The sequence below is a fragment of the Winogradskya consettensis genome (assembly GCF_018332715.1).
Taxonomy (GTDB): Bacteria; Actinomycetota; Actinomycetes; order Mycobacteriales; family Micromonosporaceae; genus Actinoplanes; species Actinoplanes consettensis.
This window is the reverse complement of sequence record NZ_BOQP01000051.1, coordinates 123,620-141,183: the sequence shown is the minus strand read 5'-3', so window position 1 is coordinate 141,183 and position 17,564 is coordinate 123,620. Positions and strand designations below refer to the sequence as shown.

At 75.3% G+C, this 17,564-nt stretch carries 1 protein-coding gene and 1 pseudogene; both read left to right on the top strand.

The features are described from left to right. Nucleotides 1-5: 5 nt before the first annotated feature. Nucleotides 6-5,222, top strand: a pseudogene (locus tag Aco04nite_RS40535) (SDR family NAD(P)-dependent oxidoreductase); the annotation flags it as partial. 189 nt (nucleotides 5,223-5,411) lie between these two features. Next, entirely contained in the window at nucleotides 5,412-17,564 is a 12,153-nt protein-coding gene (locus Aco04nite_RS40530; RefSeq protein ID WP_213002517.1) for a type I polyketide synthase, read from the top strand.

The window sequence follows — 17,564 nt, the reverse complement described above, 5'->3', positions numbered from 1 at the left end:
CCGGCATGGACCAGGACAAGCTCGTCGAGTACCTGCGGCGGGTCACCACCGACCTGCACCGGACCCGGCAGCAGCTGCAGACGGTCGAGGAGTCGGCCCGCGAACCGCTCGCCATCGTGGCGATGAGCTGCCGGTTCCCGGGCGGCGTCGGCAGCCCCGAGGACCTGTGGGAGCTGGTCGTGGACGGCCGTGACGCGATGGGGCCGTTCCCGGCCGGGCGCGGCTGGGACCTCGACGGGGACGCCGCCGGCTGGAGCCGGGTGGGCGGATTCCTCGACGATCCGGGCCGCTTCGACGCGGCGCTGTTCGGCATCTCGCCCCGCGAGGCGCTGGCCATGGACCCGCAGCAGCGGCACCTCCTCGAATGCGCGTGGGAGGTGTTCGAACGCGCCGGCACCGACCCCCGCTCGGTCAAGGGCAGCCGCACCGGGGTCTTCGTCGGCACCAACGGCCAGGACTACGCGAGCATCCCGATCGGCCTGCCCGAGGGACTCGAGGCGTTCCTGGCCACCGGCACGACCGCGAGCGTGCTGTCCGGGCGGCTGTCGTACGTCTACGGCCTGACCGGCCCGTCCGTCACGATCGACACGGCCTGCTCCTCGTCGCTGGTCGCCCTGCACTGGGCCGCCCAGGCGCTGCGCCAGGACGAATGCGACCGGGCGCTGGTCGCCGGGGTGACCGTCATGGTGTCCCCCGGGGCATTCGAGGAGTTCGACCGGCAGGGCGGGCTGGCCGGCGACGGGCGCTGCAAGCCGTTCGCCGCCGCCGCCGACGGCACCGGCTGGGGCGAGGGCATCGGCGTGCTGCTCGTCGAACGGCTCTCCGACGCGCTCCGCGACGGCCACGAGGTGCTGGCGGTCGTTCGGGGCAGCGCCGTCAACTCCGACGGGGCCAGCAACGGCCTCACCGCGCCCAACGGGCCCTCGCAGCGCCGGGTCATCCGCCAGGCGCTCGCCGCGGCGGGTATCGGGCCGTCCGACGTGGACGCTGTGGAGGCGCACGGCACCGGCACCACGCTCGGCGACCCGATCGAGGCGCGGGCGCTGCTGGAGACGTACGGCAAGGACCGCGACGGCGACCCGCTGTGGCTCGGCTCCGTCAAGTCGAACATCGGCCACACCCAGGCGGCGGCCGGGGTGGCCGGCATCATCAAGATGGTCATGGCGCTGCGCCACGGCGTGCTTCCCCGGACCCTGCACGTCGACGAGCCCAGCCCGAACGTCGACTGGTCCGCCGGGTCGGTCCGGCTGCTCACCGAGGCCGTACGCTGGCCGGAGCGCAACCGGCCGCGCCGGGCCGCCGTCTCGTCGTTCGGCATCAGCGGGACGAACGCGCACACCGTCCTGGAGCAGGCGCCTGAGCGGGCGGCACCCGCCGAGCCGGCGGCCGGCACCCACCCCTGGATTCTCTCGGCGAACAGCGCCACCGCCCTGGCCGCGCAGGCGGCACGTCTGCACGCGGCGGTGCCCGGTCTGGCGGATGCCGCGGTCGCCCGGTCGCTGGTCACCGGCCGGGCCGCGCTCGATCACCGGGCGGTGGTGCTCTCCGGCGCCGTGGGTCTCGCCGCTCTGGCGGAGGGTTCCGGCTCGCCCGATGTGGTCACCGGGGTTCTGCGACCCGGCCGGCTCGCGATGATGTTCACCGGGCAGGGTGCTCAGCGGCCGGGGATGGCCGACGAGCTCCGCGCCCGGTTCCCCGTCTTCGCCGAGGCCCACGACGCGATCGCCGGGCGGACCGAGATCGTGTCGGATGAGCGGATCCACGAGACCCGGCACACCCAGATCGCTCTGTTCGCGTACGAGGTGGCGTTGTTCCGGCTTTACGAGAGCTGGGGCATCACGCCCGACTTCCTGCTCGGTCATTCGATCGGTGAGTTGGCCGCCGCGCACGTTGCTGGCGTGTTCGGTTTGGACGATGCGATCACGTTGGTGTCCGCTCGTGGTCGTTTGATGCAGGCACTGCCGGCTGGTGGTGCGATGCTGGCGATCGAAGCCGCTGAGGCGGAGGTCCGGTCGATCATCGGCGACGATCTCGATGTTGCCGCGGTGAACGGTCCGACCTCCGTGGTGGTGTCGGGTCCGGTCGCGGCGATCGACGCTCTGATCACGGACAGGCGGACGAAACGCCTTCAGGTGTCGCATGCGTTCCACTCGCGGCTGATGGAGCCGATGCTCGACGAGTTCCGGGCCGTCGCGGAGACGATCACTTACGGACAGCCACAGATCCCGCTGATTATGGACGGGTGGGACGCGGAGCACTGGGTGCGCCAGGTGCGGGACACCGTACGGTTCGCCGACGGCATGACCCGGCTCGCGGAGCGCGGCGTGACGCGGTTCCTCGAAGTAGGACCCTCCGGCGTGCTCGCCGGGAGCGCCGCCGGAACGCTGGACACCACCGCGGTGGTGGTCCGCGGCGACCAGCCGCTGACCGCCGCGGCCCGGCTCTGGTGCCACGGCACCGTCGTCGACTGGCCGGCGCTGCTGCCGGCCGCCGCGCCCGTGCCGCTGCCCACGTACGCGTTCGAGGGCGACCACTACTGGGTGCAGACCATGGCCCTGCTCGCCGAGGCCCGGGACGGGGGACTCGCCGCCGCCGGGCACCCGCTGCTCGCCGGTGTGGTGCAGCTCGCCGGGGACGACGGCCTCGTCTGCACGGGCAGGCTGTCGGTCACCACCCAGCCCTGGCTCGCCGACCACGTCGTCCTCGACCGGGTCGTCCTGCCCGGCACCGCGTTCGCCGAGCTCGCCCGGCACGCGGGTGCTCTCGCCGGGGCGCCGGAGCTGCGCGAGCTGGTCATCGAACAGCCGCTGCTGCTGCCGGAGCGCGGCGGCGTGCAGGTGCAGATTCGCGTCGGCGCGCCGGGAGCCGACGGGGACCACCCCGTCCAGGTCGCGTCGCGGGCCGCCGGTGAGGAGGCCTGGACCGGTCACGCCACCGGCCGGGTCGGTGTCCTGGCCGCGGTGCCCGCCTGGGATGTGCCCGCGTGGCCCCCGGCCGGTGCCGAGCCGGTCGACGTCACCGATCACTACGTGCCGAACGGCGGCTACCGCTACGGGCCCGTGTTCCAGGGCCTGCGGCGCGTGTGGCGCCACGACGGGGACGTCTACGCCGAGGTCGCGTTGCCCGGCGACGTCCGGATCGAAGCGCAGCGGTACGGCCTGCACCCGGCCCTGCTCGACGCCGCGCTGCACGCCGTCGCCTACGACGGGTTCGCCGTGGACGGCAGCGTCCGGCTGCCGTTCGCGTGGTCCGGTTTCCGGCTCGCGGCCACCGGCGCGGCGGCCGCCCGCGTGCGCGTGTCACCGGCCGGCCCGGACACGGTCAGCGTCACCCTCGCCGACGAGGCCGGGGCGCCCATCGCGGTCGTCGACGCGCTGACCCTGCGGGCGGTCAGCTCCGACGGGATCGCGGCCCGTGGCCAGGGGCCGGACTCGCTGTTCGCCGTGGACTGGACGCCGGTCGACCTCGAACCCGCGGACGCGGACGGTGTCGTGGTACTGGGCGACGCGGAGTGCGCCGAGCTGCTCGGCGTGCCGATGATCGCCGGTCATGCCGCCGGGAAGTCCGCGGTGAAGATCCTGGTGGGCGGCGATCGGGACGTGGTGCTGCGTACGGTCCGCGACTGGCTCGCCGACGACCGGTTCACCGACGAGCGGCTGGCTGTCCTCACCCGGGGTGCCGTACCCGCCGGGAGGCCCGTGGCCGATCCGGGCGCCGCGGCCCTGCACGGCATGCTGCGTTCCGCGCAGACCGAGAACCCCGGCCGCATCGTGATCGTCGACGTGGACGACGACTCGTGGCCGCTGGTCCTGGACGCCGCCGCGGGCACGGAACCCGAGGTGGCGCTGCGGGACAGCGAGGCGTTCGCGCCCCGCCTGGTCCGGGCGGCTCCCACCGCCGAGCCGGCGCAGGACGGCCTCCGGGGCCCCGGAGGCGGCACGGTGCTGGTCACCGGCGGCACGGGCGCCCTGGGCTCGCTGTTCGCCGAGCACCTGGTCCGCGAGTACGACGTGCGCAAGCTCGTCCTCGCCTCCCGTCGCGGCGGCGGGGAGGAGATCGCCGACCGGCTCCGCGGGCTCGGCGCCGACGTCACCGTGGCCGCCTGCGACGTGTCCGACCGGACGGCCGTCGCGGCGCTGGTCGGCGGCATCACCGATCTGACCGGTGTCGTGCACTGCGCGGGCGTGCTGGACGACGGCGTGTTCACCGCGATGACCCCGGACCGGCTCGACGCGGTCGCGGCACCCAAGTCGGACGCCGCGCTGCACCTGCACGAGCTCACCAAGGACCGCGACCTCGCCTGGTTCGTGCTCTTCTCGTCGGTCGCCGCGACGTTCGGCACGGCCGGCCAGGCCAACTACGCCGCCGCCAACGCGGTCCTCGACGCGCTGGCCTCCCACCGGCACGGGCTGGGGTTGCCGGCGCTGTCGCTCGGCTGGGGTCTCTGGGAGCGCTCCGGGGGCATGGCCGGCACCCTCGCCGGGCAGGACGCCGCTCGCGCCACGCAGGCCGGTGCGGCACTCAGCGACGAGGAGGGGCTGGCGCTGTTCGACCGGGCGGTGAGCACGGGACGCCCGCACGTCGTACCGGTGACGTTGGACGTGCGTGCCCTGCGTGCACATGCCGCAGTGGCGGAACTGCCGGCGTTGCTGCGCGGCCTGGCGCCCGGGACGGCGGTGCGGACGGCCGCGGTGGCCGCCGATTCGCGTACCCTCGCGCTGCGCCTGCTCGACGAGGTGCCCGGCGAACGGCACCGGGTGGTCGCCGACGTGATCCGTGCCGAGGTGGCCGCCGTCCTGGGCCACCCGAGCGGTGCCGCTGTCGACCCCGATCGCGGGTTCAAGGAGCTGGGCCTCGACTCCCTGACCGCGGTCGAGCTGCGCAACCGCCTCTCCGCCGTGACCGGGCTGCGCCTGCCCGCGACGCTGGTCTTCGACTATCCGAGCACCGGCAAGCTCGCCGGGCACCTGCTCGAACAGCTCGTCACGGACGTGCCGGCCGGTGCCGGGCTGCTGGACGACCTGGACCGGATCGCGGCGGCGCTAGCGGACGCGGGCACCGACGACGAGGTCCGCCGCCGGGCCGTGGCCCGGCTCGCGGCGCTGGCCGCGGCGTACGCGGGCGGCGCGGGCGAGGACGTCGTGTCGGTCGCGGGTGACCTCGACACGGCCGGGGACGACGACCTTTTCGACTTCATCGACAACGAGCTCGGCGTGGCCTGAACCTCGTGGAGGTTCGGTCCCCATAGGGGCGCGGTCGCAGGGGTAGGGGTTGGCCCCCTGCCGGGCGCGCTCCTAGTCTCGCCACTGTAAATCCCCGCGTATTCGCCGGTCACCATGGCCGGCCGGCGGACCTGTGGTCGTTGCCGTACCCCGTCACGCCCCCGTTCAGGACATGAATATGAGGCATTGATGTCGGAAGTAAATGTCGGCGGGAACGAGCCGATCGCCGTCATCGGAATGGCTTGCCGATTGCCCGGGGCGCCGAACCCGGCCGCTTTCTGGCAATTGCTGAGCGACGGCGGGGACGCGATCAGGGAGGCACCCGCCGGGCGCCGTACGCCCGACGGCGGCACCCCGCGCGGCGGCTACCTCGACGACGTCGGCCACTTCGACGCGGGCTTCTTCGGCATCACCGCGGACGAGGCCGGCGCGATCGACCCGCAGCAGCGCCTCGCCCTGGAGCTGAGCTGGGAGGCCCTGGAGGACGCCGGGATCGTGCCGGCCGCGCTGCGGGGCACCGGGACCGCGGTCTTCGTCGGCGCGATGGCCGGCGACTACGCCACCGTCACCCAGGAGAGCCGGACACCCGCCGCCCAGCACACGGTCACCGCGCTGAGCAGGGGCATCATCGCCAACCGGGTCTCCTACCGGCTCGGGTTGCGCGGCGCCAGCGTCACCGTGGACGCCGGGCAGGCATCCTCGCTGGTCGCCGTGCATCTGGCCTGCGACGCCCTGCGCTCCGGGCAGGCGGGCATCGCGCTCGCCGCCGGTGTGCACCTCAACCTCGCCCCGGAGAGCACCCGGCAGTTCGAGGCCTTCGGGGCGCTGTCCCCGGACGGCCGGGCCGCCGTGTTCGACGCCGCCGCGAACGGCACCGTCCGCGGCGAGGGCGGCGCGGTCGTCGTGCTCAAGCCGTACGCGCGGGCCGTCGCGGACGGCGACCACGTGTACTGCGTCATCCGGGGCAGCGCCGTCAACAACGACGGTGGCGGCGCCACGCTCACCACGCCGGTCGCGGCCGCCCAGCAGGACGTGCTGCGCGCGGCGTACCAGCGGTCCGGTCTCGGCACCGGACAGGTCCAGTACGTCGAGCTGCACGGCACCGGCACCCCGCTCGGCGACCCGATCGAGGCCGAGGCGCTCGGCGCGGTGCTCGGGGCCGGACGCGACCCGGCCGACCCCCTCGTGGTCGGGTCGGTGAAGACGAACATCGGGCACCTCGAGGGTGCCGCCGGGGTCGCCGGGCTGGTCAAGGCCGTGCTCGCGATCGCGCACCGGCGGCTGCCCGCCAGCCTGCACTTCAGCGTCGCCGATCCGCGGATCCCGCTCGACGAGCTGCGGCTGCGGGTGCAGACCGAGACCTCGCAGTGGCCGCATCCCGGCCTGCCGCTGGTCGCCGGGGTGAGCGCGTTCGGCATGGGCGGCACGAACTGCCACGTCACGCTCGCCGAGGCCCCGGCCCCGCCGGTGGTCTCCGGCGGATCCGAAGCGGCGGCCGTGTTGTGGCCGCTGTCGGCGTTGACCGAGGCCGGGATGCGGGACCAGGCCCGGCGGCTCGCGGCCTACGCGCGGGCCACGGCCGACACCGGCACCGACATCGCCGCCGCGCTGGCCACCGGGCGCACCCACTTCGACATCCGGGCCGCTGTGGTCGGCCGGGACCGCGCGGAGCTGGTACGGGAGCTCGACGCCCTCGCGACGGACGGCCCGGCCCGGCCCGGACCCGGCGCGCTCGTGTTCGCGTGCCCGGCGGTCATCCCCGCCGAGGCGGCCCTGCTGCTCGCCGACGCGCCCGTGTTCGCCGCCGAGATCGCCGCGTGGAACGCCGTCGCGGGCCGGCCCGGCGAGATCCGGGCGGTCGCGGCAGCGCTCATCACCCTGTGGCGGTCCTACGGGATCGAGCCCTACGCGATCAGCGACGGACCCCTGGCCGCTTACTTCCGTGGTGAGCTCACCCGCGACGAGATCGCCCGGGACAGCACCCCGGCCACCGAACTGACGTTCCGTGTCGGCGCCCCCGACGCGACCGCCGCCGAGCCGTCCGACGCGATGCTCACCGGCGGCCTGCCCGGGTTCCTCACCGCGCTGGCCGGGCTCGTCACGGCCGGCTACGACCCGGACTGGGACGCCGCCCACGCGGGCCGCCCCCGGACCCGGGCCGCCCTGCCCACCTACGCCTTCCAGCGCGAACGGCACTGGCTGCCGGACCCGCCGGACGCCGCCCCGGCTCCCGCCGCGACGTCGGAGCTGGGCCGGCTGCTCGCACCGCTGAGCCCGGACGAGCGGTCCCGTGCCGTGCTGGACGTGATCCGCGAGCAGGCCACCGCGACCGGCCACGCGTTCGACGAGCGCAGCACGTTCAAGGACCTCGGCTTCGACTCGATCGGCAGTGTCGACCTGCGGAACCGGCTGGCCGCCGGGACCGGGCTCCCGCTGGCCAGTACCGTCCTGTTCGATCACCCGACCCCGCTGCGCCTGGCCCGGCACCTGCTGGAGCGGGCGACACCGGCCGCGGGGACGCCGACCGGGACGGCCCGCGCCGTCGTGGATCCCGGTGACCCGGTGGTCATCGTCGGCATGGGCTGCCGCTTCGCCGGCGGCGTGGAGAACCCCGACGACCTGTGGCGGCTGCTGGCCGACGGCGGTGACGCCATCGGCGAGTTCCCCGCCGACCGGGGCTGGGACCCGGCCGCCGTCTTCGGGCCCGCGTCCGGCGGCGTGCTGCCGGCGGGGGCGTTCCTCACCGGCGCCGCCGACTTCGACGCGGCGTTCTTCGGCATCTCCCCGCGTGAGGCGACCGCGATGGACCCGCAGCAGCGGGTACTGCTGGAGACGGCATGGGAAGCGGTCGAGCACGGCGGGATCGACCCGGCCGGGCTGCGGGGCACGGCGACCGGCGTCTTCATCGGGGCGACCGCCCAGGAGTACGGCCCCCGCCTGTACGAGGCTCCCGAGGCGATCGAGGGACATCTGCTCACCGGCACCACGATCAGCGTGGCGTCGGGGCGGATCGCGTACGTCCTCGGCACCGAGGGCCCGGCGGTCACCGTCGACACGGCCTGCTCGTCGTCACTGGTCGCGCTGCACCTGGCGGCGCAGTCCCTGCGGTCGGGGGAGTGCGACCTGGCGCTGGCCGGCGGCGTGACGGTGATGCCGTCACCGGGCATGTTCGCCGAGTTCAGCCGTCAGCGCGGGCTGGCGCCGGACGGCCGCTGCAAGGCGTTCGCCGAGGGCGCCGACGGTACGGGCTGGGGCGAGGGCGTCGGCGTCCTGCTGCTGGAGCGGCTGTCGGATGCCCGGAGCAACAACCACACGATCCTCGCGGTGGTACGCGGCTCCGCGGTGAACCAGGACGGCGCGTCGAACGGGCTGACGGCGCCGAACGGTCCCTCGCAGGAGCGCGTGATCCGTCAGGCGCTGGCGAGCGCGGGTCTCCGATCGTCCGATGTGGACGTCGTCGAGGCGCACGGCACCGGTACGAGGCTGGGCGACCCGATCGAGGCGCAGGCGCTGCTCGCGACGTACGGGCAGGACCGGGACCAGCCGTTGTTCCTCGGCTCCGTGAAGTCGAACATCGGGCACACGCAGGCCGCCGCCGGTGTCGCCGGGGTGATCAAGATGGTGCTCGCGATGCGGCACGGCGAGCTGCCCCGCACCCTGCACGCGGACACCCCGTCGTCGTACGTGGACTGGACGACCGGCCGGATCGAGCTGCTCACGTCGGCGCGGCCGTGGACCGGCGGTGACCGGACCCGCCGTGCGGGCATCTCCTCGTTCGGGATCAGCGGCACCAACGCCCACGTCGTCATCGAGGAACCGCCCGCGACACCCGCCGTGGCGCCTGCGGCGGACGACCGCCCGTACCCGTGGCTGATCTCCGCGAAGTCCCCGGCCGCGCTGCTGGCGCAGGCCGAGCGGCTGAGCGGGTACGCCGGCGACGCTGTGCCGGACATCGCGGCCGTGGCCCGGGGGCTGCTCTCCGGCCGTGCCGCGCTCGGATTCCGTGCGGCGGTCGTGGCCAGGAACGCAGCTGGCTTTGTGGCCGCCTTGGAGAAGCTGGAACCGGGTGCCGCGGCGGTGCCCGGCGACGGCGACGTGGTCATGGTCTTCCCGGGTCAGGGTGGTCAGTGGCTGGGCATGGCCGCCGATCTGCTCGCGTCCTCGCCGGTTTTCGCTGCCCGGATCGCCGACTGCGAGGCCGCATTGGCGCCGCAGGTGGATTGGTCGTTGACCGAGGTTCTGACCGGTGACGACGACTGGTGGATGAGCCGCGTCGACGTGGTGCAGCCGGTCCTCTGGGCTGTGATGGTCTCCCTCGCCGCGGTGTGGGAGTCCCTGGGCGTCGAGATCTCCGCTGTGATCGGTCATTCGCAGGGTGAGATCGCGGCCGCCGTGGTGGCGGGCGCACTGTCCGTCGAGGACGGTGCCTTGATCGTCACAGCACGATCCCGCTTGCTGCGGTCGCTGGCCGGTACGGGTGGCATGGTCGCGGTCGGTGCGGGCCGTGACCGCGTGCTGGAGCTGCTCGACGGGCTGGACGACGCCGGCGTGGCGGCGGTCAACGGCCCCACCTCGGTGGTCGTCTCGGGTGGCACGGCGCACCTGGATGAGCTTGTGGCGCGGTGTGAGAGTGCGGGTGTGTGGTGCCGGCGGGTGCCGGTGGACTACGCGTCGCACTCGGCGCACGTCGACGCGGTGAAGGACGATCTGCTGGCGGCGCTGGCAGGTGTCACACCCAGGGCTGCGCGAGTGCCGTTCCAATCGACCGTCACCGGGGCCAGGGCCGCCGGGGAGACCCTGGATGCCGGGTACTGGTTCGAGAACCTGCGGCGGCCGGTGCGTTTCGACGACGCCGTGCGGGCGCTGGTGGCCGACGGCCGCACGTTGTTCGTCGAGGCGAGCCCGCATCCGGTGCTGACGGCGGCGATGTCGGAGCACGCGGCCGCGGTGGGGACGCTGCGCCGCGACGAGGGCGGCTGGGACCAGATGCTGCGGGCCGCGGGTCAGCTGTGGGCGGCCGGTGGGAACGTCGACTGGACCGCCGTGCTCGGCGTCGCCACCGCACCGCCGGTCGGCCTGCCCACGTACGCCTTCCAGCGCGAACGCTACTGGCACCCGGCCGCGATCGGCACCGCGGACCTCGCGACGGCCGGTCTCGCCGACGGCAGCCACCCGTTGCTCGCCGCCGCCGTGTCGTTCGCCGACGACGACGGCATGGTGCTCACGGGCCGGCTCTCCACCGCCGCGCACCCGTGGCTCGTGGACCACGTCGTGCAGGATCGGATCCTGTTCCCCGGCACCGGCTTCGTCGAGCTGGCCCTGCACGCCGCCCGGCAGGCCGGCGCCGGCTCGCTGCGGGACCTCACCATCGAGGCACCGCTGATGCTCGGCGACGACCGGGTGCAGCTGCAGGTCCGGGTCGGCACGAGCGACGCCTCCGGCGACCGGACCGTACGTGTCTCCGCGCGCCCCGAGGGCAGCGACACCTGGACCGTGCACGCCACCGGCGTCCTCGCCCCGGGGGCAGCGGAACCCGGCTTCGACCTGAGCGTGTGGCCCCCGCCCGGCGCCGAGCCGATCGACATCGACGACCTCTACCCGGCGGTCGCCCGGCGCGGTCTCGACTACGGGCCGGCGTTCCAGGGGCTGCGGCGCGCCTGGCGGTCCGGCGGTGACGTGTACGCCGACGTCGACCTGCCCGCCGACCCGGACGGTTACGCCCTGCACCCGGCTCTGCTCGACGCCGCCCTGCACACCCTCTACGCCGGGGACCTGCTCAGCGACCCGACCCGCCCGGCGCTGCCCTTCGCGTGGAGCGGCGTGCACCGCTACGCCGACGGCGCGACCTCGCTGCGGGTGCACACGATCGGCCTCGGCGCGGACACGGTCGCCCTGCGCATCGCGGACCCCGCCGGCACCCCGGTCGCCGTCGTCGACAGCCTCGCCCTGCGACCGATCGACGCGGGTGCCCTCAGCACGGGCGCCGCCGCCGTCCGTGACTCGCTGTTCGCCGTCGAGTGGACCGCTCTCCCGCCCGCCCCGGCGCCGTCGCCGGACCGGGCCACCCCGGTCGTCGTCGCCGCACCCGGGCTGGCCGCCGCGCTCGGCCTGCCGGACACCGCCGGGGTACCGGGCGACGCCGAGCTGGTCCTGCTGTCGGCCCGCGACACCGGCGGCGACATCGCCGGCCTGCCGGGCAGGGTCCGCACGCACCTCGGCACGCTGCTCGCGACGCTCACGCCGCTGCTGGCCGGCGACGCCCGCATCGTGGTCGTCACCCAGCGGGCGGTGCCCGCCGGGGGAGGCGTCGAGGACCTGACCGGCGGTGCGGTGTGGGGGCTCCTGCGGTCCGCGCAGACCGAGAACCCCGGCCGGATCGTGCTCGCCGACGTCGACGGGACGGCCGCCTCCTGGGCCGCCCTGCGGGACGCGGTGCAGCGCGACGAACCACAGCTCGCCCTCCGCGACGGTACCGTCCTGGTGCCCCGCCTGACCCGCGCCGCCGCCGCGTCGGCGGACGCCGCCGAGGCCGCCCCGGTGATCGAGGGGACCGTTCTGGTCACCGGCGGGACCGGGGTGCTCGGCGCCCTGATCGCCGAGCGGCTCGTGACCCGTCACGGCGTCCGCAGGCTCGTCCTCACCGGCCGCCAGGGACCCGCCGCCGCGGGCGCCGCAGAGCTGGTCGACCGGCTGCGGGCCCTGGGCGCGCAAGCCGAGGCCGTCGCGTGTGACGCCGCCGACCGTACGGCGCTCGCCGGCCTGATCGCCGGACTGCCCGCCGACGCCCCGCTGACCGGCGTGGTCCACTGCGCCGGACTGCTCGCCGACGGACTGTTCACCGCGCTGACCCCGGACCGGCTGGACCGGGTGCTGCGCCCCAAGGCCGACGCGGCCGTCCACCTGCACGAGCTGACCGCGGGTCTCGGGCTGCGCTGGTTCGTGGCGTTCTCGTCCGTCCAGGCGACCCTCGGCGGGGCCGGACAGGCCAACTACGCCGCCGCCAACGGATTCCTCGACGCGCTGATGTCGTACCGGCGGGACCGCGGGCTGCCCGGTGTCGCCATGGCGTGGGGCCTCTGGGCCGAGGCCACCGGGCTGACCGCGCACCTGGGCGCCCGCGACCTGGCCCGGGTCGGGAACGGGCTGTCCACCGAGGACGGCCTCGCGCTGTTCGACGCCGTGCTCGACGGGCCGGACGCCCACGTCGTACCCGCCCGCCTGGATCTGCGGTCGATCCGGGAGCGCGCGGCCACCGGTGAGGTGCCGCCCCTGCTGCGCCGGCTCGCCCCGCCCGCACCGCGCCGCGCCGCCACGGCCACCGGCGGCTCCGGCCTCGCTCAGCGCCTGGCCGCGCTCACCGTGACGGAACAGCAGCACGCACTGCTCGACCTGGTACGCGAGCAGGCCGCCACGGTCCTCGGCTACCCCGATGCGTCCGCCGTCGATCCCGGCCGGGTCGTCAAGGACCTGGGCCTGGACTCGCTGACCGCCGTCGAGCTGAGCAACCGGCTCGCCGCCGCCACCGGGCTGCGCCTGCCCGCCACGCTGATCTTCACCCACCCCACCCTGGCGGCCGTGGCGGAGGCGCTGCACGGCAAGCTGACCGTCGCGGACGCCGCTGCCCCGCAGGCCCCGTCCCCGGCCACCGCCCTGCCGAGCGACGAGCCCATCGCGATCATCGGGATGGGCTGCCGCTATCCCGGCGGGGTCGAGGGACCCGACGACCTGTGGCGGCTCGTCGCCGACGGTGTCGACGCGATCGGGCCGTTCCCCGCCGACCGCGGCTGGGACACCGACGCGCTCTACGACCCGGACCCGGACCGCAGCGGGCACACGTACGCCGTCCACGGCGGTTTCCTGCGCGACGCCGCCCGGTTCGACGCCGGCTTCTTCGGGGTGTCGCCGCGCGAGGCGCTCACCATGGACCCCCAGCAACGGCTGCTGCTGGAGACCGCGTGGGAGGCGTTCGAGTCGGCCGGGATCGACCCGGACTCCGCCCGCGGCAGCCGGACCGGCGTGTTCGCCGGACTCATGTACCACGACTACGCGTCGCTGCTGGAGACCGGCACGGACGCGGACGGCTACCGGATCACCGGCGGGGCTGGCAGCGTCGTCTCGGGCCGGGTCTCCTACGCGCTCGCTCTGGAGGGCCCGGCGCTCACCGTCGACACCGCCTGCTCGTCGTCGCTGGTCGCCACGCACCTGGCGGCCGGGGCGCTGCGCCGCGGCGAGTGCACGATGGCGCTGGCCGGCGGGGTCACCGTGATGGCGACACCGGCCACGTTCGTCGACTTCAGCCGGCAACGCGGCCTGTCCCCGGACGGGCGGTGCAAGTCGTTCTCGGCCGCCGCCGACGGCACCGGATGGTCCGAGGGGTCCGGACTGCTGCTGCTCGAACGGCTCTCCGACGCCCAGCGCAACGGCCACCCCGTGCTGGCGGTCATCCGTGGCTCGGCGGTCAACTCCGACGGCACCTCCAACGGGCTCACCGCCCCGAACGGCGGATCCCAGCAGCGGGTCATCGCCCAGGCGCTGTCCGCCGCCGGGCTGGTCCCCGCCGACGTCGACGCCGCCGAGGCGCACGGGACCGGCACCGCGCTCGGCGACCCCATCGAGGCCGAGGCGCTCATCGCCGCGTACGGGCCGGGCCGGGCCGCCGACCGGCCGCTCTGGCTCGGCTCGCTGAAGTCGAACATCGGGCACACCCAGGCCGCCGCCGGGGTCGGCGCCGTGATCAAGATGGTGATGGCGATCCGGTACGGCCGGCTGCCCCGCACCCTGCACGTGGACGCGCCGTCCCCGCACGTCGACTGGAGCTCCGGAGCGGTCGAGCTGCTCACCGAGGCCCGCGAATGGCCCGGTGCCGACCGGCCGCGCCGCGCGGCCGTCTCCGCGTTCGGTATCAGCGGCACCAACGCCCACCTGATCCTCGAGCAGGCGCCGTTCACCGCCGAGCCCGCCGCCACGCCACCGGTCCGGGGCCCGCTGCCGGTGCTCCTGTCGGCGCGGTCCGCAGCAGCCCTGCGCGCCCAGGCCGGCCGGTTGCTGGACCACCTCGGCGACGGCCCCGGCCCGGACCTCGCCGAGCTTGGTGCCGCCCTGATCAGCGGCCGGGCCCGGCACGAGCACCGCGCCGCGGTCCTGACCGGGACCCTCGCCGGTGCCGTCGACGGGCTCGCCGCGATCCGTGACAGCGACGGGGACGGCTACGACAACCCGGACGTGCTGGCGGGCACCGCCCGCGACGGGCGGCTCGCGCTGCTGTTCACCGGTCAGGGCGCCCAGCGTCCCGGCATGGGCCGCGCGCTGTACGAGCGGTTCCCGGTGTTCGCGGCGGCGTTCGACGCGGTCGCGGAGCGGCTGGACTGGCCGCTGCGCGAGGTCATGGACACCGAACGCGTGCACGAGACCCGCTACACCCAGGCGTCGCTGTTCGCGATCGAGGTGGCGGTGTTCCGGCTGCTGGAGTCGCTGGGCATCGTCCCGGACCAGCTGCTGGGCCATTCGATCGGCGAGCTCGCCGCCGCGCACGTGGCCGGCGTGCTGTCCCTCGACGACGCCGTGGCGCTGGTCGCGGCCCGGGGCCGGCTGATGCAGGCGCTGCCGGCCGGCGGGGCGATGCTGGCGATCGAGGCGGACGAGGAGACCGTACGGGAGATGATCGGCCCGGACCTCGACCTGGCCGCCGTCAACGGGCCCCGCGCCGTGGTCGTCTCCGGCCCGGCCGGGGCCGTCGAAGCACTGGACACCACCGGGTGCCGGACCGCACGGCTCACCGTCTCGCACGCGTTCCACTCGTCGCTGATGGATCCGATGCTGGACGACTTCCGGGCCGTCGCCGAGGCCGTCACGTACCACGCGCCGCGCATCCCGATCGTGTCCAACCTGACCGGGGAGCCGATCACCGCCTTCGACGCCGGGTACTGGGTGCGGCACGCCCGGGGGACGGTCCGGTTCGCCGACGGGGTACGCCACCTCGCCGACCAGGGCGTGACCCGGTTCCTGGAGGTCGGCCCGTCGGGGGTGCTCACCGCGATGGCGCAGACCACGCTGGACGGCGACGAGGTCGTGGTCGCGGCCGTGCTGGAGGACGAGGTCGAGAGCCTGCTCCGGGCCGTCGTCACGCTGCACGTCGCGGGGGTGCCGGTCGAGCTCGGCGCCGTCTTCCCGGCTGCTCCGCGGCGGGTCGCGCTGCCGACGTACCCGTTCCAGCGCAGCCGCTACTGGCCGGAGCCGCAGCAGGCGGCCGTCAGCCGGGCCGACGAGGCGGAGAACGCGTTCTGGGCGGCGATCGACCGGGGTGACGTCGCGGCGCTGGCCGACCGGCTGCCCGGCACGGACGGCCTGGAGACGATCGTGCCGGCCCTCGCAGCCTGGCACCGGGGGCACCGCGCCGCGGCGGCCGCGGACGCATTGCGCTACCGCATCACGTGGACACCTGCGGATCTGCCCAGCGGCGGCCGGGTGTCCGGGACGTGGCTCGTCATCGTGCCCACCGGTGTCGTCGCCGACGACGTGCTCGCCGCGCTGCGGGCCGGCGGCGCGGACGTCCGGGAGCTCAGCGTCGACGAGACCGACCTGGACCCCGCCCGGCTCGCCGGCCGGTTGCACGCCACCGACGCCCGGCCCGCCGGGGTCGTCGCGCTGCTCGGGCCCGCCACCGATCCGCTGCCGGGCCACGAAGCTGTACCCGCCGGCCTGGCCATCGCCGTCGCCCTCGTGCGGGCGCTGACCGACCTGGGCGGCGACACACCACTGTGGTGCCTCACCCGCGGCGCGGTGTCCACCGGCCCCGCCGACGTGCCGGGCGATCCTGCGCAGGCCGCCCTCTGGGGACTCGGCCGGGTCGCCGCACTCGAACAACCCGGGCTCTGGGGCGGCCTCGTCGACCTGCCGGCCGTCCTCGACGACCGGGCGGGGCGGGGGCTCGTCGAGGTGCTCGCCACGCGTACCGAGGATCAGGTCGCCCTGCGCGACAGCGGCGTCCTCGGCCGCCGGCTGATCCGGGCCACCCCCGCGGCACCGGCGCCCGACCACGACGACCCGGTGACGGGCACGGTCCTGATCACCGGCGGGACCGGGGCGCTCGGCGCCGAGACGGCCCGCTGGCTCGCCGCCGGGGGCACCCCGCACCTGCTGCTCGTCAGCCGCCGGGGCCCGGACGCGCCCGGCGCCGCCGAGCTGACCGCCGAACTGGCCGCCCTCGGTGCCCGTGCCACCGTGGTCGCCGCCGACGTCACCGATCGCGCCGCCCTCGCCGGGCTGATCGCGTCCGTCCCGGCGGACCTGCCGCTCACCGGGGTCGTGCACACCGCCGGGATCGTCGACGACGCGGTGCTCACCGCGCTGACGCCGGAACGCCTCGACAGCGTCCTGCGGGTCAAGACCGTCGCCGCCGGCCACCTGGACGATCTCACCGCCGGCCTCGGCCTGACGATGTTCGTGCTGTTCTCGTCGCTCGCCGGCAGCGTCGGCAACCCGGGGCAGGCCAACTACGCCGCCGCGAACGCCTGGCTCGACGCGCTCGCCGAACGCCGCCGGCACCGGGGGCAGCCCGCGACCGCGCTCGCCTGGGGTCCCTGGGCGGAGGCCGGCATGGCCGGTGGCGCGGACATCGCCGCCGGGATGCGCCGGGCCGGCCTGCGCCCGCTGGCCGCCCCGGACGCGCTGGCAGCCCTGCGGGCGAGCCGGTACGGCACCGACGCCGCGGTCACCATCGCCGACGTCGACTGGGAGCAGTTCGGCGCCGGCTTCACCGCGGCCCGGCCGAGCCCGCTGCTCGACATCCTGGCCCCCGCCGGCACGGCCCCCGCCGAGACCGGTGCGACCAGTCACGAGCGCCTGGCCGCGCTGCCCGCGGAGGATCGCGAGCGGGCCCTCATGGATCTCGTACGCTCGCGTGCCGCCCGGATCCTCGGGCACCGCGACGCCGCCGCGATCGGGAAGGACCGGGCGTTTCGCGACCTCGGCTTCGACTCGCTCACCGCGGTGCAGCTGCGCAACCTGCTCGGCCAGGGCACCGGGCTGGCCCTGGCGCCCACCCTCGTCTTCGACCATCCGACCCCGGCCGACCTGGCCGCGTATCTCGCCTCCCGGTTCGGCGACGACGGCCCGCCCGCCGTCACCGACGAGATCGACCGGCTGGAGGCGGCGCTGTTCGGCGTCACCCCCGGCGCGGACGTCCGGGACGCCATCACCACCCGCCTGCGTGACCTGCTCGACAAATGGAACAAGGCGCACGGCGAACCCGCGGAAGCGCAGGAGTTCGACGGCGACTTCGACCAGGCGACCGCCGACGAGATGCTCGAGCTGATCCAGCGCGAGTTCGGCAGCCCCCAGTGA